Raw genomic sequence first — 17616 nt, forward strand, 5'->3', positions numbered from 1 at the left:
AAATGACAAACAGGTCAAACCGACCTATTGAAAACCTGATATACCCGTAGGAATTTAATTCCGAGGTCACGATAAGGACAATAGGTGCGAAGTTCATTAAGGCTATGAGTAACAAAACACTTAATAAGCCGAATATACGGACGCAAATCTATCCCTGTCATATTATCAATTTATACTTGCAATATTGGAGGAGACCATATACGGGTATACATTAACGAATGGCCGTTACAAAAAGTTGCACCGTTACGTTATAATAATTAAACATTCGTTTTTCTGAAAACAATCAGCGTTTAATATGCCTCAATCAGATCCTTGCTTTATTACTTTCACCCATTCAATTGAAAGTTATTCATTACCAGAACGCTTTACCTTCCCTTTTTATTATCAACCACACCCTTTATGTGAATTAGCAGCAAAAGAGCTACAACATTATTTAAGTACTCAAAACGAATGGCTGCACAACTTTGGCTTAACCGATGATAAAAATAATGCATCGGGCAAAATGTTTGGCATTTTATTGGTTAAAAACACACAAAAAGAAATAGGTTACTTAACAGCGTTTTCAGGCAAGCTTTGTGGCGAATATACGATAGGTCGTTTTGTGCCTTCAGTACCTGAAACCAAACAACTTGCCAGTCAACCTAACGACAGATCGGGTAAAGAATTTTATGAACAATTCGATGTTGAACAAATTGAGATAAATAAACTTACAACACAACTAACCCTGTTAGAAAGTAATCCACAGTTAACTCTTTTACAAAATGAGTTACTTGCTGTTGGTTTAGCTTTTCAAAAAGAGTTAACAAAGCATCAAGAAATAATGGCTGTAAATAGGAAAAACAGAAAAGAGCAGAGAATAAAGGCTGAGCAAGCACTCGATAACGAAAGTTTAACGCCTTTGTTTAATCAACTTGCTAAAGAAAGCGTACACGATAAAAACCAGTTAAAAATACTAAAGCATAATTGGCAGCAAAAGATAGACAACGTTCAACAACAATTAAACACGCTTGAACATGAAATTGCACAGCTTAAAAATGAGAGACAAAACCGCTCATCTATTTTACAAAATCAATTATTTCAGCAATACCAATTACTGAATAAAAACGGTTGCAGTAAATCATTACAAGAAATTTTCAAACCTACACCACAACAAGTCCCACCTTCTGGTTCTGGCGATTGTGCTGCACCCAAATTAATCCAATACGCTTTTAAAAATAATTACAAAATATTAGCCATGGCAGAATTTTGGTGGGGTGTTTCACCTAAATCAGAAATTAGACAGCACAAAAATTATTATCCTGCTTGTTCAGGTAAATGCGAGCCTATTCTTAATTGGATGCTTGAAGGAATAGAACAAGATGAAAATCCCTTACTCGTAAACACTGTCGATAACAAACAACTCGACATTTTATATCAAGACGAAGTCATGGCGATTATAAACAAGCCACACGACATGTTATCGGTCCCCGGAAAGCACATTCAAGATTCTGTATATACTCGTATTAAGCAATTAATACCTTCAGCCAGTGGCCCTATTATTGTTCATCGTCTTGATATGTCGACTTCTGGCCTAATGGTTATTGCTTTAACTAAAAGAGCACATAAGCAATTACAAAAACAGTTTATTCAGCGAGAAGTGCATAAACGATATGTCGCTTTACTTGATGGGATCATTGAAACCGAAACGGGAGAAATAACCCTACCGCTAATGGGGGATTTTTATAACCGTCCTCGCCAGCTTGTATGTACTGAAATAGGAAAACCAGCTCACACAACATGGCAAGTTATTGGCTATACAAAAAACAATAAAACAAAAGTATATCTAAGCCCAAAAACCGGACGAACACATCAATTAAGAGTACACAGTGCTCACATATTAGGTTTAAACACACCTATTGTAGGTGATGATTTATATGGTACTACCGCGAATCGCTTACACCTACATGCAGAACAATTAACGCTAAAGCACCCATTAACAAAAAAAGAGCTAACGTTTCAATCAGCTCCTGATTTTTAGACTAAAAATAAGTGGTTATACAAAATATTAAAAAACGATTGAAACACCTCTATGACGTTTTCTATGTTCAGAAGCCGCAGTGAGCTTTCCATCACGTTGCAGTATTATTTGTACATCGCCAAAAGACTCTTGCTTGGTGTTGTAGCCCATTTGTTGTAACTCACCAATTACCTTTTTATCTATGCCGGCATAATGCACAATTTTATTTTTAGGCCATAGTTGATGGTGGAATCTCGCGCTATTGGCTGCATTTTCAGCCGTCATATTAAACTCAACCGCGTTCAGTATTGACTGATACACTGATGAAATAATGGTTGTACCGCCAGGCGATCCAGTAACTAACTCAACGTTACCTGCTTTTAATAAAATAGTAGGAGACATAGAAGACAACATACGCTTATGCGGCTGAACTTCGTTTGCTACGCCACCTAAAGCACCAAAAACATTAGCCACTCCAGGTTTTACACTAAAATCGTCCATCTCATCATTTAAAATAAACCCAGCGCCTTCAACAATAACACCACTACCAAATGTATAGTTGATGGTAGTAGTGTTAGAAATAGCATTACCCCATTTATCAACAATTGAAAAATGCGTAGTATCAGTGCTTTCTTTCAAGCCGGGTTTAATACTTTCTGTATTCGATATTTTGTCGAGTGTAATATCAGATGCGCGTTCAACTAAGTACGCTTGAGTCAGTAGTTTTGATTGAGGTACGTTGTAAAAGTCGGGATCACCTAAATATTCAGCTCTGTCAGCAAAAACACGTTTTCCTATTTCTGACAGTAAATGAACATACTGAGTAGAGTTATGTGTTAAAGGCTGATCTTGTTTTACTGCTTTCTGCTTTACCACATCAAACATAGTTAGCCATTGTAGTACCGCAATTCCACCTGAACTTGGCGGTGGTGCAGTAACCACTTCATAATCACGCCATTTTTTCTGTAGCGGTTTACGCCACTTTATACGGTAAGCGTCTAAATCTTCCTCAGTGATAATACCGCCGTGTTCTTTCATAAAAGCACTAATCGTTTTCGCCGTTTTTCCTTTATAAAAACCATCTCGACCATGTTTAGCAATGAGTTTTAAGGTGGCGGCAAGTTCAGGCTGTTTAAATATTTGACCTGTTTTAGCCTGTGAAAAATAACGTGAAAAATTCACATTAATTGCTTCTTTTTCAAAACTGTCAATTCTCCATTCAATAGCTTTACGCAAGGTAGGATGAACAATAAAGCCCTCCTCAGCTAACTTAATCGCGGGTGCTAATAATTCTTCCCACGATTTAGTTCCGTATTTTTTGTGAGCTTGCCACATACCTTCAACCGTACCGGGAACGCCTGACGATAAAATGCCATATAAAGATAAATGAAGGATTACATTTTTTTGCTCATCTAAATACATATCTTTATGAGCAGCAGCGGGAGCAGTTTCTCGATAATCTAAAAAGTCTGAAGTGCCATCTTTATATATGGTCATAAAGCCACCACCACCAATATTACCGGCTTCAGGTAAAGTTACCGCCAAAACAAATTGCGCAGCAATTGCAGCATCAATAGCATTACCACCATTTTGTAATATTTGTTTAGCTTCAGTTGCACTGTAGCTATCAGGCATAGCAACAGCCGATTGAGCAAAACCAGATCTTGATGCAATAAAACTTATTAAAGCAAAAACGATTATGTATATATTTTTCATGCCTACTCCATTCCATTACTTAACATTATTACTGAAGACTTTAGCATGTATATCAATATGAAAAACTACCCAAGCAGTTTTACTTAAAAAGCTTTCCTTTATGATGTAAAAGGATACGTACATTATAAATGTTCTCTATAATCTATTTAAATAATCATTATCCTCATAAACTCGCATTGCACCAAAACAATGCAATAAAGTAGATTTTAGGATGAAACTAAAGATAAACTTAAAATTTAAACACAACAAAAACGAATATAAAAACAAATAAATTCAATAACTTAATTTCGATTTTCGCCATTAAAAATCATCTGGCACAAGAGTTGTAAGACTTATATTACGTAAAATGGATGGATACTAAAGGTTATGCTTTCAGCTTTCATGAAAAAAAATTGGTTACCGGATGAATTCAAACTTTTAGTTGAAGAGAATTATTTACCCTTAGCAGAGCGAATATTTAAAGCTTATCAAGAGCAAGGGTCACCTTATTTTGTGGGTGTAAATGGCTGCCAAGGTAGCGGTAAATCAACACTTTCAGATTATTTAGCGCATTATTTATCAGGTACACATCAACTGAATGTTGTGGTGATGTCGCTTGATGATTTTTACTTATCAAGAACAGCCAGAAATAAACTGGCTCAAATCGTACACCCTTTATTAAAAACCCGTGGAGTTCCAGGAACACATAACACCGATTTACTTGAAAGCATACTAGCTAAAGTAAAAACGCGCCAAACTGATTTTTTGATTCCTCGCTTTAACAAAGTAACGGACGATCCTTATGATGAAAGCCAATGGCAACATATAGATAAGCCTATAGATATTCTTATTCTTGAAGGCTGGTGCTGGGGCGTTACTGCACAAACCACATCAGAACTAACCACTCCTATTAATAGTCTTGAAAAAGAAGAAGACAAACAAAGGGTGTGGCGCACCTATGTTAATGAACAATTACGTGCAAGCTACCAACCTCTATACGACTACATGAATTTTTGGGTGGCTTTACAAACCCCATCTTTCGATAGCGTGTATAAATGGCGCTTAGAGCAAGAACAAAAGTTAATTAAAACGCTTTCATCAACAAAACAAACAAACGTAATGAACGAAGCTCAAATTTTAAATTTTATTCAATATTTTCAACGTTTAACAACACATGGAATACAATCTTTGCCTTTAATCGCTAATACTATTTTTTATCTAAACGAAAACCGCTGTATTACCCAATGTGTTGAAAAGGACTAATTAACAATGAACAAACCCGTAATTATTTTTAGTGATTTAGACGGAACATTACTTGATCACTTCACCTATGAAAGTACTCCTGCTTTGCCTGTTATAAAACAGTTAAACGCAGCGAATATTCCTATTGTATTAACTACAAGTAAAACCTTAGCGGAAGTTCTTAAAATACAAGCAGATCTTAATATTAAAGCCCCACTGATCATTGAAAACGGTGCCGCTATTTTTATTCCTAAAAACACCTTTAGGATACAACCTAAAAACACACTAAGTATGGGGCAATATTGGGTTAAATCGTTTTGCTTACCACGCCAGCATTGGTTAGAAATTATTAAAGACGCGCCGGCAAAGTTTAAAGGCTTATACCAAGGCTTTTCTACATTAACGACTGAAGAGCTAGCTGAGCTTACTGGATTAAGTATAGCTAATACCGATCTAGCCAAAAATAGACAATACGGCGAGCCTATACACTGGCGTGGAGATGAAGAATCAAAACAAGACTTTATTAAATATCTTGAAAAATCAGGCGCTACCATACTTTTTGGCGGTCGTTTCTTTCACGTAAGCGGCAATAGTGATAAAGGCCAAGCCTTAACTTGGTTAACAGAGCATTACCAAAAAAATATAGGAGATGACACAATATCAACAATTGCATTGGGCGACGGTAAAAATGATATTGCCATGCTAGAGGCAGCAAGTATTGCCGTACAAATTCGATCCCCTGTGCATGAGTTTCCGGCACTAAATAAAACAGAAAACGTTATTCAAACACAAGAATATGGCCCAGCAGGTTGGGCTGAAGCAATACAGCATTTATTACCTGAACCGTTATCAAGCAATTCATTGTCTACAAAAATTTATAACTAATTAACCATAACCAAGAGGTATATCATGGCTGACTTTTATCAAAATGGCGTTGTAACTACATTACACAACTTAGCGCAAAGAACGACCGAGGATATGGAAACTGAATTAGAAGCATTCTCTAAAACTCGCCCACTTGGGCTACTTTTACCTTCACTTTTCTCAGAATTAGAGGGTAAAGCATTACCTGACATCATCAATAAAATAAAAGAGGTTAACTATCTATCACAAATTGTGATTGGATTAGACAGAGCAGACTTAGAGCAATACAAACATGCTTTATCTTTTTTTGGCCAATTACCACAACATCACAGAGTATTATGGAACGATGGCCCAAGATTAAAAGCCATTGATGCAAAACTACAAAAACTAGGCCTTGCCCCTAAAGAGTTAGGTAAAGGACGAAATGTTTGGTATTGCATGGGCTATATTCTTGCTTCAGGTAAAGCTGAATCAGTAGCCTTACATGACTGTGACATTCTTACTTATGAAAAAGACTTACTCACTCGACTACTTTATCCAGTAGCAAATCCAAACTTTAACTACTCTTTTTCAAAAGGCTTTTATGCCCGTGTTGCCGATGGAAAAATTAATGGTCGCGTATCAAGATTACTGGTTACTCCATTAATAAAAGCATTAAAGAAAACTGTGGGCCATTGTGATTACCTAGAATACATGGATAGCTTTTTATATCCATTAGCGGGAGAGTTTTCATTCCGTAAAGATGTATTAAAAGATATTCGTATCCCGAGTGATTGGGGTTTAGAAATTGGCGTACTTTCTGAAATGTACCGTAACTACTCGTCAAATCATGTTTGTCAGGTAGATATTGCGGCTACTTACGACCATAAGCATCAAGATTTATCGCTAGACAATACCAGCGGTGGTTTATCAAAAATGTCTATCGACATCAGTAAAGCTTTTATACGTAAGCTGGCTACTGAAGGTGAAACCTTTACCTCTGAAAAATTCAGAACACTTAAAGCCACCTACTACCGTATTGCTTTAGATTATGTTGAAACTTACCGCCACGACGCACAAATGAATGGCCTTAAACTCGACACGCATAACGAAGAAAAAGCAGTAGAAATGTTCGCTGAAAATATATTAGAAGCCGGTAATACCTTTTTAGAACAACCAATGGAAACACCTTTTATTCCGTCTTGGAATCGTGTTATTAGCGCTATGCCTGATATTTTATCGCAAATAAAAGAAGCAGTAGAAGAAGACTACAAAGAATTTAGCACTATTTTAGAAGAGGCTTAAATAATATGGTGACACACTATGAACAATTACTAGGTAAACTCAGTCAACAACTTGAATTTATTTATAAAGACATTAGCCTAACGCAATCGACAGACGACTTGGCAAAGCAAATCACAGAGTTAATGCGCTTGTCTGACGATTGTTCAGCTGTGGCGCCCTATACTAACCAGTGGTCAGAAGAAGATGTTATTTTAATTACTTACGGTGACAGTATAGTTAAAGATAACGAAGCACCACTAAAAACACTACGCCGTTTTATTAACGATAATATGAGCGACACTATAAACAGCGTTCATATATTACCGTTTTTTCCTTACAGCTCTGACGATGGATTTTCAATTATTGACTATTCAACCGTTAATCAATCACTTGGCGATTGGGAAGACATTAAGCTTATCGCAAAAGAGCGAAACTTAATGTCTGACCTAGTAATAAATCATTGCTCAAGTCGTAGTTTTTGGTTTGAAAACTTTATTAAAGGTGAAGGCGAAGGTCACGACTTTTTCTTTACTGCACCAGCAGACACAGACACCTCCGATGTAGTACGCCCTCGAACATCTCCATTATTTAGAGAAGTGAATACCGCTTCAGGTGAAAAGTCGGTGTGGTGTACTTTTAGTCACGATCAAGTAGATTTTGACTTTAGAAATCCAGAAGTACTAAAAGCTTTTGTTATTATTATTCGACAATATTTAGACATGGGCGTTAAAATTTTTAGATTTGATGCCATTGCTTTCTTATGGAAAATAGCAGGAACCCCTTGCATAAACTTACCAGAAACGCACGAAGTGGTTCGCTTACTTAGAACCTTAATAGAGCATGCTAGGCACGACGCTATCATCATTACAGAAACCAATATCCCCAACACCCAAAATTTAACGTATTTTGGTAATGCAAACGAAGCGCACGCTATATATAACTTTTCTTTACCACCTTTACTTATCAACACCTTATTAACAGGAAGTTGTTTATATTTAAAACGTTGGTTAATGAGCATGCCACCCGCACAAGATGGTACCACTTACTTTAATTTTATCGCCTCACATGACGGTGTAGGATTAAGACCCGTAGAAGGTTTATTAAGTGACGAAGAAACCCATGACTTAGTAAAAACCATTGAAGGTTTTGGTGGCAAAATATCTTGTAGAACCACAGAAGACGGTACGCAAAAACCTTACGAAATGAACATCTCTTTATTTGATGCTATGCAAGGCACAACTGAAGGTAAAGACGAATTTAATATGGTTCGTTTTATATGTGCTCATAGCATTATGTTTGCGCTAGAAGGTATTCCCGGTATATATATCCATGGTATGCTCGGTACACAAAATGACTATAAAAAGGTTGAAGATACAGGTAGTAATCGATCAATCAATCGTCATCGCTGGCAAGATGATTTACTTATTGATGCTCTGCAAGACACGGGTAAACATCACGGTGAAGTACTTACAACACTCAATAAATTATTAGCGATAAGAATAAAACAGCCAGCATTTCATCCCAATGCTACGCAATTTACTTTACATTTAGGCTTACAATTATTCGGTTTTTGGCGACAAAGCCAAGACAGAAAACAAAGTATTTTTTGTATCAGTAATATTACTGACAAACCTTTATCGCTACCATTAAGTGAACTTAACTTAATTGTAAATGAAAACTGGTTTGAATTAATTAGCGGTACAGAAGTCACCGACTTAACCGAAGAAATTGAATTAGCGCCATATCAAAGTGTTTGGATTGCTAATACACGCGGTAAATAAAAAGCAGCTCTTAAGGTTATTTATTGAATACTTAAAAAATCAATAAATAACCTTAACCATCTAAAATACACTTAAGAATAACTTAGTGTATTTTATACTTAATAATAAAGCAGTCGCTATTGCCAGCCCAGCTTCCAGCATTGGTTATCCTTTAAATCTCGCCAGTTAATGGAGTATTCATTTTTAGATATAACGGCTTCAATTTTACATTCAACAATACGTTGTTCATCATCAACATTTACCTTAGTAATCATAAAATGTTTTTCTCTATTTTCTACTTCAACTTTAGTCCACTTACTGTGTAATAAAGACTTAGGGCTTACTTTATTCATATTAAATATTCTCTTATGAGCTTAATTCTTGCCTTCATTTACGGCTTTAAACCAAGCAACGTTGATTCATGTAACTCCAGCATTATTTAAATACAATGGAGTGAATAGCCAATGAAAAATGACTACGTTGCTTTGCTGAAACTAAAAATCCAACATGGGTAATAACGTGTGCCTGTAATAATGGCGCACTCGTTATTGAGCGCCCCCTAAAAGACGCTTCAAAATCAGCTAATGTAAAACAATGTGTTTCTACAGTATTTACCTTCGTTTTAAACGCTATTTTATAGGCAAGGTTATAGCCCATCACTTTGCTTCGAATTCTTAGCTGGTAAGTATTACCATCTCCGACTATACGAACATGAATTGATTTTATATCTTTTGAAAGTGTAGATATTTTTGTAAATACACTGGTAAAGCCGCCATTGTTTTCAATTGAAATGGCGCCTGAAAAAACAGTAATTTTATTGCTTAGCATTACATGGCCTTGAGATAACCCGCCCATAACACCATCGTTAGTAACGTCCCAATCATTAAAGCTATGTTCTGTCATGATTTGTTGTAAACTCTTTTTCACTTTTTTCAATCAATAAATAAAATTCTTTTAGCGTTGCTTCTTCCTGATAATCAAACGAAAAACGATTATGAAAATATAAAGTCATCGTGAGATCTTTATAGCCGAGATAACAAGTGTATCCGTCAAAATCATACCAAGCAGAAAGCTTACCCAAATAAAACCGCCCCTCTCGGTTAATTCCAGTAGTGATTACGTGATTAAAAACATAAAGGTATTGAGATGTATTTATAGTAGGCATTGCAGACTCAGTTTAGCGTTTCAAATGAGTTCTACACAAAATATGTAGAAAATAAGTTTCAAAGATTAATACGTGTCAATGCTAAAAATAGTTCAGTCATACTATAAACACGTAACAAATGATGATCATGAACCAACAAATAGTGAGCTAAACTCAATGCTTAAACGTATGGTTAATTTATTACAGTAATAAATAACAGGACACTTACATGAGAATTTTTTTCTTAGCCCTTTTAGTACTAATAACAGGGTGTAGCAGTACTTATTCAAATCAACAAATTACAGGAAAAACATTTCCTTCAGTAATTGGACAAAACCTTGAAAAAAATAAGGTAAGTATTCCAGAAGATTTCAAAGGCGACTTCACTTTATTGCTTGTTGGTTATAAACAAAATTCACAATTTGATATTGATAGATGGCTGATCGGTTTAGACATGACAAAAACTAAAGTAGATGTTTATGAAATACCTACCATACAAGGCTTATTCCCACGTATGTTCAGTACTATGATTGATAACGGTATGCGCAAAGGTATCCCTAAAGAGCTATGGAAAGGCGTAGTTACCGTATATGAAGATGGTGAAAAGGTTCAAATATTTACGGGTAATGAAAATCCCAACAATGCCAGAGTATTATTGTTAGATAAAAATGGGATTATTGTATATTTTTATGATGAGGGTTTTTCCGTAGCTGCATTAAATCAGGTAAGAAGCTTTTTAGCGCCTTAATTTAAATAACCTGAATTCGGCTTAATAAAACTATTTCTTCTTATATTTTAATTCGTTAAGAATATCTTAAACCGAGTTCAGGTTAAATAAAGTAATACAGCAACACAAGGATGTGTTTGATGAAGTAATAACAGAATATACCCGTTACCACTCAAGAGGCTATTTTATAGCTCTTGGGCGATATTAATTCAAGGCAATACTTTGTAATAATGGTCGTCCCTTATAAAAAGGATTAACGAAGAAATGATTTTGCTCAAGCCTTTCTCCAACGGATCTAAAAACAATTTATGGGGCTTATTAACTTTAGTCAGCTTCCTATAGGATCTAAGATATTAGGGTAACGCAGGAGCAGTTAGCGTGAATAACCATAACGTAAACTTAATGCCTTGCATACATGGATGGACTTAGATTTTTTTTGGAACATAAAATTTGTGCTTAAATTGTTTTTAGTTCCCACTGCAACATGCATCTTGAATGATAACGGGTATATCTAAACTTTTATCTACTATCTAATGTGAATTTATCTCAACATTTAAGTGAACAAATGGTAATGTTTTTATGCTGTGACAACGACTATTTTATTTGCTTTTACTGCTTGGTTATTATCAACGGTAACTTCACATTAAAAATACGTTCACGTTAAATTTTTTGTTCTATCGTTTAAATGAAAAAACTAACTTGCTAGCATCCAAATAAAGAATATATTTAACTATTTATTGTAAATGCAACTGTGGGTTGACAAATTAACCTCCTGACTTGCTAGCCTGCAACTACCTAACTACCTAAGCTTACCGCTCAACAACAGATGAAGGAATGAACCTTATGATATTAGCGGATAAAATTATCAAATTAAGAAAACAGTTGGGTTGGTCGCAGGAAGAGCTGGCTGAGAAGATGGGTATTTCCAGACAATCAGTCTCTAAATGGGAAAGCGCAAACAGTATACCTGATATAAATAGAATCATTATGTTAGCGGATATTTTTGAGGTCTCAACAGACTTTCTATTAAAAGACGATATTGAAGAATTAGAACTTCTCAGTGAAAGTACAGAGCCGAGTACTATTCAAATTAATTTAGAACAATCATTGAAGTATGTTGAAAATAAGGTAGAAGTATCAGCATTAATTACTAAGGGTGTTGTGCTTTGTGTATGTTCAGTAATACCGCTACTTTTCTTTTTGGCAATGGCTGAAACAAATAGATTGAATATAACAAGTAATGTTGCAGCATGGATAGGCGTTGTAGGTGTATTAGTAATGATATCTATTGGAGTAAGTTTTTTTATTAGAACAAACCAATATGAGAGTGATATAGCTTCGATAGAAAATGAGACATTTGATTTAGCTTATGGCGTTCACAGTATTTTTAAAGACAAATTACAAAAATTCAGATCTACCTATAATCTAAAATTATCAATAGGTATATTTATATTCATATTCAGTTTTATGCCCTTAATGTTTGCCACTATGTTTTTCAATAGTTCTGATATTATTTTAATCATGCTAATTGTTTTGCTCCTCATGATAGCAACAGGAATATACATTGTGGCTCCTGTATCCGCTAAATATGATGCTTACAACAATATTTTGAAAGATAATAGCGCTAAAGAAAAAAGCAAACGTACAAAACGTGCAGAGAAACTTGCTGCATTCTACTGGCCTTTATTAGTCGCTATATATCTTGGCTGGAGCTTGTGGACTATGGCGTGGGGAATAACGTGGATTGTTTGGCCGGTGGGCGCTGTACTTTTTGCCGCACTGGTTGGATTAATGGAGTTATTGGATAAAGAAGAGTCTTGAAGCTTCATGGCTCTCTTGAAAGGCTTTGATTATTGTGAACTGTTCAGCAAGTCCGACATTAAGGAGTCGTAGCCTTTTTTAAAGTTTCCTTTCCATATTCAATACGAGCAATACGTTTTTTGAGTTCACGTATTTCAAGTTTTTTGGTGTTAATGGTGTTGCTTTACTCGTAATTCCATTACGTTCGCCTTTTAACTGTCAAACCTGCTTGCTGAGTAATAACTCACATTCATTGCTTGAGAAGCTTCAAGAACTAAATAACCTCAGCTCGGGATAAGCAAAGTTACTCAACAAGCTATTTTTATACCTAACTTCGTTGAATTTATTACTAATAGCCAGCTATTAGATAGAAAAATTCGCCTTGTTATACACAAAAATATCAATGTTGAGAGATTAATATAACTTAGGAAAACAACGATACAGATTAAGATTTTGATAAATAAGAATTTTAATTCATTATCTAACATTCATTAACCCGAGTTGAGGTTAAATAACCTTATCAATAATATATTTTTTGTATACTCGTTACCAATCACAATAACCCATTGGTCATTTATACTCGTTTAAATGACCAATGGCATCGTTATTTATTTAATAATTAATTCTCCTTATTAAAATAAATGCCTCGCCTACGGCGCGTAGGAACCTCTTTAAAATTAAATAAATATCATTTAGTAAGCACCCGCTGCATATGTTAATTCATAACTATGGCTGTAAATTTCAAGAATATTACCAAACGGGTCTTCCATATAAATCATGCGGTATGGTTTTTCATTGGGATAGTAGTAACGTGGTTTATCCATCCTTTTTTTACCGCCAGCAGCAACGATTTTCTCTACAAGATCTTCCAAATTTGGATCTTGTACACAAAAATGAAAAACACCTGTTTTCCAGTATTCAAAATTATTTTCTCGACTCTCTTGGTTTTTAAATTCAAAGAGTTCAACTCCTACTCTGTCACCTGTCGACATATGAGCAATTTTAAACTTGCCCCAGTTAGCGCCAAATACATCTGTACACATTTCGCCTATTGGGCTGTCATCTTCTTCAATAATGGTAGGTTTCATAATTAAGTACCAGCCCAGTACTTCGGTGTAAAATTTTACAGCTTCTTCGACACTAGGTACTGAGATACCGATATGTGAGAATGTTCGTGGGTATGCTTTACTCATAATAGCTTCCTTAATTAGTTTTGATATGCAAAGTTTACCCTTAATGATAGAGTATAAAAAATTATCAATATCAATAATTATAAGTACGTTTTGTAATGATAAATCCTAGCTGGCTTAAAACATTTTGCACCCTAGTAGATATAGGGCACTTTACCAAAACGGCTGAAGGGTTATTTATGACACAATCGGGTGTTAGTCAGCACATTAAAAAATTAGAACAACAACTTGATACGCCGCTACTTATTAGGGATGGAAAATCATTTTCATTAACCTCTGCGGGAGAAAAGCTGTATCAGCAAGGTAAATACTTACTCAATAGCTTAACTGAACTTGAAGCATCTATTAAATTAGATGAACCATTTTCAGGTACTGTAAAAATAGTTTCTCCTGGGAGCATAGGTTTAAAGTTATATCCCTACTTATTAAACATTCAACAGCAACACACAAGCTTAGTTATTGATTATACTTTTGGGCCTAACCGCGATATTGAAGAGAAAATAGCTGAGCGAAAAGTTGATATGGGTTTATTAACGCAGCTTAGCAAAACCCCAAATATAGTGTGTAAAAAAATAGCAGTAGAGCCCTTGGTTTTAGTTACCTCAAATAAGATAACCTCAATTAGTTGGCAGAAATTATTAGATTTAGGTTTTATTGTTCATCCTGATGCAGCTCATCATGCACAGTTACTATTAAGTAAAAATTTTGCTGCATTTGAACATATTGAACAATTTGAACGTAAAGGGTTCTCTAATCAAATAAGCTTGATTTTAGAACCCGTTAGCCGTGGGATCGGTTTTACAATTTTACCTTTACATGCAGTTAATGCTTTTCATAAACAACTTGATATTCGTATACATCAGCTTGAGCATTCTGTAGGTGAATCGTTATATCTTTGCCATAATCGACAATCTTTCGAAACTAAGCGAAATCACTATATAAAATCTATTATTTGCGAATTTATTAAAGAATGAAGTGATAATTATAAATGTACTAAAATTGACTGCTGATCTTCCTTACTCATATTACCTACCACTAACTTAAACGAATTATCAATCATGCGTTCAATTTCACCTTTCGGGATTGAGCCATCAAGAATAACCGTATTCCAATGGCGTTTATTCATATGGTATCCGGGAATAACCGAAGGAAATATATCGCGTAGCATAATTGCTTCTTCAGAGTCGCATTTTAAGTTAACGCAATAATGCCCTTCCATTTTGCTACCCACTTCTTTTTCAGTCCCCTTACCTAAAGAGAGTGTGGCAAACATTTTATGTTTTACGCGATAAACTTCTACATCATCACCAAATGGATGGTATAGAGCCGCTTCGGGTTTACTTAATAAATACTTTTTTACTTGCTCATTATTCACTTGTAACTCCTTTTGCAAAATTACTCTTAATACCAATTTATTAACGAAATTGGTATTAGGCACTTTAATAGCATCAATAGTAAGTCACTAGCGTTGGAATTGTTAATATATTTTTACCAAAACGTTTTAAACCAAGGTAAATACTCAAAAATACAAGCGTTATGACCGTCAAAATGATAAATGAATGTACGGGTGTTTGCACAAATGTAGCCACTTGGTATGTTGCTGCTGCTGATAAATAAGCCAAACTAAAACTCCACGAAGCGGCAAAAATAGCCCAACGTGTACCGACTTCATTCTTAATAGCTCCCATTGCTGCTGCACAAGGGGTATAAAGTAAAATAAAGAGTAAATAGCTAAATGCACCTATTTTACCCGCAAAAGCCGCTTGCATAATGGTGATTGTGCTTTCTTCTACGCCTTGCTCTTGAGCCGCAACATGTACATCAGAAACATCCCCAATATCGGTTCCAAGAGGATCATCGGCTTTAATTCCTTGCAAATTATCACTAATACTTGTTATTGCTTGCTGCCATAAATCGGTAAACGATTCTGGGCTTTCAGGATCGGTAGAAGGTGATGAATATAAACTATTAAACGTTGCCACTAACGCTTCTTTTGCAAATAGCCCTGTAATAATACCAACACTTGCTTGCCAGTTATCTTCTTTAACTCCCATTGGTGCTAACAACGGCGTTACAACTTGAGCACTTCGGCTTAATAGAGAGTCTTGCGTATCGTTATGACCAAATTCACCATCCGTTCCTAATGAATTAAAAAAGTTTAAAATACAAACCACAACTACAATGGTTTTACCTGCACCTAAAACAAAAGAGCGAGTTCTTTGCCATACTCGTTTGAATAAATATGACAATTTAGGCCATTCGTATAAAGGTAATTCCATAATGTTAATAGAATTACTCCCCATTAAAATGGTTTTTTTAAGCATCAAGCCTGTAAATAAAGCGGCAGCAATACCAATAAGATAAAGTAAAAAGACAATATTTTGACCTGAATCAGGAAAAAATGCGGCAGCAAATAAAGCATAAACCGGTAACCGCGCCCCACAAGACATAAACGGCGACATCATTACCGTGGTAATTCGTTCACGTTCGTTATCTAAAATACGCGCTGACATTACGGCAGGAACAGTACAACCAAACCCAACAATTAAGGGTACAAAAGCTTTACCGGGTAAACCAATTTTCTGCATAGCACTGTCTACTACAAAAGCAGCTCTGGCTAAATATCCGCTACTTTCTAATAAAGATAAGCCAATAAATAAACAAGCAATAACAGGGATAAAGGTGGCAACCGTTTGAATACCTAAACCAAGACCACCAATAATAGTTGTTAGCCAAGCAGGTAAATCGAAACTACTTAAAAAGTGAAGAGGATAATCTACAAATATTGCACCAGCTAAAATATCAAAAAAATCAATAAAGGCACTACCAACATTAATAGCAAACATGAACAATAAATACATCATGCCTAAAAAAAATGGCACACCAAGTACAGGATGCAACATCCAGCGGTCAACTTTATCACTAAAACTCGTGTTTTCTGTAGGTAATACCGTAACGTTAATTAATAACTCTTGAATAAAAGTATATCTTGCCTGCATAACAGCTAAAGCTTGTTTATCATTAGACTGGCACGATCCCCCATTAGAACAAGCTTTGCGCTCTAACGAGAGTGGAATATCTTTTTTATCTATTAATTCTTTAGCCAGCTCGTCAGGCAAGGTTAATACATGCTGCACTTGTCGCTTTTTAGGTAGATGTTGGAATACTTTTTTAAGTGCTCGCCCTGCATTTTTATCCGTACTATTTTCGCGAACTACCGGACAACCCAGTTGACTAGATAATTTATCTAAATCAATATTTTCAGCTTCTTTTCGATCACTTTTATTTAGCACTACCACCATAGGCAAGCCCAATTCAAGTAGCTGCGTTGTTAAATAAAGTTGGCGTTTAAGCTGAGTTACATCTACTACATTAATCAAACAATCAATGGATTGTTCTTTCAAAAAATTTTGAGTAATAGATAAATCTTGGCCTTGCTGATTACGCTGAGTAAGTGAACTAACGCCAGGTAAGTCAGTTAATAAGGTAGATTTCCCATTGAAATCGCACGTTTGTTGTTTTGATGCGACCGTTACACCAGTCCAATTACCGGTTTTTTGTTTCGCCCCAGTTAATGCATTAAATAATGTGCTTTTACCTGAATTGGCAAAACCCACTAATGCAAAGTTTTGTTCTATCATGTGTTTAATAACTCAATTTTTATTTGATTAGCAATATCACGTGGCAAACACATTTTTGTACCGTGTAAGTAAAAAGCAAGCGGACCATTAAAAGGTGCTTTATGCGCCAAAGAAATATTCGTTTTCAGGGCAAACCCCTGCTCAATAAGCTGCGCACTTAAAGTAAAATTATCAGGTAAAAAACAAATACGAGCTTGTTTATTAATGGGTAATTCAGATAGAGTCATATAAGCCACAAGTAAACGATAATAATTATCATTTGATAATACTAAAACGCAAGTAATGCTACAACTT

Annotated in this window: 16 protein-coding genes; 8 read left to right on the top strand and 8 right to left on the bottom strand. The window is 35.3% G+C overall.

The window, feature by feature from the left end; translation table 11 throughout:
- Positions 1-295 precede the first annotated feature (295 nt).
- On the top strand, positions 296-2017 hold the full coding sequence (locus AC0L5Q_RS12235) for an RluA family pseudouridine synthase (protein ID WP_473608619.1): 1722 nt from the start codon (positions 296-298) through the stop codon (positions 2015-2017).
- Between the two features lie 27 nt (positions 2018-2044).
- Here the strand turns inward: AC0L5Q_RS12235 and ggt are convergent, their stop codons facing one another.
- Positions 2045-3712 carry a gamma-glutamyltransferase gene (ggt, locus tag AC0L5Q_RS12240; protein ID WP_473608623.1) on the bottom strand — a complete coding sequence of 556 codons (1668 nt, stop codon included), beginning with the start codon at positions 3710-3712 and terminating at the stop codon, positions 2045-2047.
- 381 nt (positions 3713-4093) lie between these two features.
- Between ggt and AC0L5Q_RS12245 the strand changes: the two genes are divergently transcribed.
- The 4 genes from AC0L5Q_RS12245 to AC0L5Q_RS12260 are packed head-to-tail and all read left to right on the top strand — an operon-like array spanning position 4094 to position 8841.
- On the top strand, positions 4094-4954 hold the full coding sequence (locus AC0L5Q_RS12245) for a kinase (protein ID WP_473608626.1): 861 nt from the start codon (positions 4094-4096) through the stop codon (positions 4952-4954).
- 6 nt (positions 4955-4960) lie between these two features.
- Positions 4961-5818, top strand: a complete 858-nt coding sequence (locus AC0L5Q_RS12250) for an HAD-IIB family hydrolase (RefSeq protein ID WP_473608630.1) — start codon at positions 4961-4963, stop codon at positions 5816-5818.
- A 24-nt stretch (positions 5819-5842) separates the two neighbouring features.
- Positions 5843-7081, top strand: coding sequence for a glycosyltransferase family protein (locus AC0L5Q_RS12255; protein WP_473608634.1), 1239 nt, complete (start codon positions 5843-5845; stop codon positions 7079-7081).
- 5 nt (positions 7082-7086) lie between these two features.
- Positions 7087-8841 (top strand): sugar phosphorylase, encoded by a 1755-nt coding sequence (locus AC0L5Q_RS12260; protein ID WP_473608638.1) that lies wholly within the window; start codon positions 7087-7089, stop codon positions 8839-8841.
- Positions 8842-8957: 116 nt separating this feature from the next.
- Here AC0L5Q_RS12260 and AC0L5Q_RS12265 read toward each other — a convergent pair whose 3' ends face one another.
- From AC0L5Q_RS12265 to AC0L5Q_RS12275, 3 genes are all read right to left on the bottom strand, one after another.
- Entirely contained in the window at positions 8958-9173 is a 216-nt protein-coding gene (locus tag AC0L5Q_RS12265) for a TIGR02450 family Trp-rich protein (RefSeq protein WP_473608642.1), read from the bottom strand.
- Positions 9174-9255: 82 nt separating this feature from the next.
- Positions 9256-9723 carry a CIA30 family protein gene (locus AC0L5Q_RS12270; protein WP_473608646.1) on the bottom strand — a complete coding sequence of 156 codons (468 nt, stop codon included), beginning with the start codon at positions 9721-9723 and terminating at the stop codon, positions 9256-9258.
- Positions 9710-9985 (bottom strand): DUF3081 family protein, encoded by a 276-nt coding sequence (locus AC0L5Q_RS12275; protein WP_473608649.1) that lies wholly within the window; start codon positions 9983-9985, stop codon positions 9710-9712. The genes AC0L5Q_RS12270 and AC0L5Q_RS12275 overlap by 14 nt, the downstream gene beginning before the upstream one ends.
- Positions 9986-10193: 208 nt before the next feature.
- Between AC0L5Q_RS12275 and AC0L5Q_RS12280 the strand changes: the two genes are divergently transcribed.
- Positions 10194-10712, top strand: a complete 519-nt coding sequence (locus tag AC0L5Q_RS12280) for a hypothetical protein (protein WP_473608653.1) — start codon at positions 10194-10196, stop codon at positions 10710-10712.
- A gap of 822 nt (positions 10713-11534) precedes the next feature.
- Positions 11535-12512 (top strand): helix-turn-helix domain-containing protein, encoded by a 978-nt coding sequence (locus tag AC0L5Q_RS12285; RefSeq protein ID WP_473608657.1) that lies wholly within the window; start codon positions 11535-11537, stop codon positions 12510-12512.
- A gap of 671 nt (positions 12513-13183) precedes the next feature.
- On the opposite strand, the gene AC0L5Q_RS12290 is transcribed toward AC0L5Q_RS12285, so the two are convergent.
- Positions 13184-13684 carry a lactoylglutathione lyase family protein gene (locus AC0L5Q_RS12290; protein WP_473608661.1) on the bottom strand — a complete coding sequence of 167 codons (501 nt, stop codon included), beginning with the start codon at positions 13682-13684 and terminating at the stop codon, positions 13184-13186.
- Positions 13685-13779: 95 nt separating this feature from the next.
- Here AC0L5Q_RS12290 and AC0L5Q_RS12295 point away from each other — a divergent pair, with 95 nt between their 5' ends.
- The gene (locus AC0L5Q_RS12295; RefSeq protein WP_473608664.1) at positions 13780-14655 is read left to right on the top strand and encodes a LysR family transcriptional regulator; all 876 of its coding nucleotides are present in this window, start codon (positions 13780-13782) and stop codon (positions 14653-14655) included.
- A gap of 8 nt (positions 14656-14663) precedes the next feature.
- Here the strand turns inward: AC0L5Q_RS12295 and AC0L5Q_RS12300 are convergent, their stop codons facing one another.
- The 3 genes from AC0L5Q_RS12300 to AC0L5Q_RS12310 form a co-directional block, all read right to left on the bottom strand.
- Positions 14664-15056, bottom strand: a complete 393-nt coding sequence (locus tag AC0L5Q_RS12300; protein ID WP_473608667.1) for an MmcQ/YjbR family DNA-binding protein — start codon at positions 15054-15056, stop codon at positions 14664-14666.
- A 73-nt stretch (positions 15057-15129) separates the two neighbouring features.
- The gene (gene feoB, locus AC0L5Q_RS12305; RefSeq protein ID WP_473608671.1) at positions 15130-17322 is read right to left on the bottom strand and encodes a ferrous iron transport protein B; all 2193 of its coding nucleotides are present in this window, start codon (positions 17320-17322) and stop codon (positions 15130-15132) included.
- Positions 17319-17549 carry a FeoA family protein gene (locus AC0L5Q_RS12310; RefSeq protein ID WP_473608675.1) on the bottom strand — a complete coding sequence of 77 codons (231 nt, stop codon included), beginning with the start codon at positions 17547-17549 and terminating at the stop codon, positions 17319-17321. Before AC0L5Q_RS12310 ends, feoB begins: the two co-directional genes overlap by 4 nt.
- Positions 17550-17616 lie beyond the last annotated feature (67 nt).

Source organism: Pseudocolwellia sp. G5-9 (genome assembly GCF_055808995.1).

Excerpts from the sequence above, each read along its gene's own strand:
- AC0L5Q_RS12250 (WP_473608630.1), top strand. The coding sequence starts at position 4,961 with ATGAACAAACCCGTAATTATTTTTAGTGATTTAGACGGAACATTACTT.
- AC0L5Q_RS12290 (WP_473608661.1), bottom strand. The coding sequence starts at position 13,684 with ATGAGTAAAGCATACCCACGAACATTCTCACATATCGGTATCTCAGTA.
- AC0L5Q_RS12275 (WP_473608649.1), bottom strand. The coding sequence starts at position 9,985 with ATGCCTACTATAAATACATCTCAATACCTTTATGTTTTTAATCACGTA.
- ggt (WP_473608623.1), bottom strand. The coding sequence starts at position 3,712 with ATGAAAAATATATACATAATCGTTTTTGCTTTAATAAGTTTTATTGCA.
- AC0L5Q_RS12285 (WP_473608657.1), top strand. The coding sequence starts at position 11,535 with ATGATATTAGCGGATAAAATTATCAAATTAAGAAAACAGTTGGGTTGG.
- AC0L5Q_RS12310 (WP_473608675.1), bottom strand. The coding sequence starts at position 17,549 with ATGACTCTATCTGAATTACCCATTAATAAACAAGCTCGTATTTGTTTT.
- feoB (WP_473608671.1), bottom strand. The coding sequence starts at position 17,322 with ATGATAGAACAAAACTTTGCATTAGTGGGTTTTGCCAATTCAGGTAAA.
- AC0L5Q_RS12255 (WP_473608634.1), top strand. The coding sequence starts at position 5,843 with ATGGCTGACTTTTATCAAAATGGCGTTGTAACTACATTACACAACTTA.
- AC0L5Q_RS12280 (WP_473608653.1), top strand. The coding sequence starts at position 10,194 with ATGAGAATTTTTTTCTTAGCCCTTTTAGTACTAATAACAGGGTGTAGC.
- AC0L5Q_RS12295 (WP_473608664.1), top strand. The coding sequence starts at position 13,780 with ATGATAAATCCTAGCTGGCTTAAAACATTTTGCACCCTAGTAGATATA.
- AC0L5Q_RS12245 (WP_473608626.1), top strand. The coding sequence starts at position 4,094 with ATGAAAAAAAATTGGTTACCGGATGAATTCAAACTTTTAGTTGAAGAG.
- AC0L5Q_RS12235 (WP_473608619.1), top strand. The coding sequence starts at position 296 with ATGCCTCAATCAGATCCTTGCTTTATTACTTTCACCCATTCAATTGAA.
- AC0L5Q_RS12270 (WP_473608646.1), bottom strand. The coding sequence starts at position 9,723 with ATGACAGAACATAGCTTTAATGATTGGGACGTTACTAACGATGGTGTT.
- AC0L5Q_RS12265 (WP_473608642.1), bottom strand. The coding sequence starts at position 9,173 with ATGAATAAAGTAAGCCCTAAGTCTTTATTACACAGTAAGTGGACTAAA.
- AC0L5Q_RS12260 (WP_473608638.1), top strand. The coding sequence starts at position 7,087 with ATGGTGACACACTATGAACAATTACTAGGTAAACTCAGTCAACAACTT.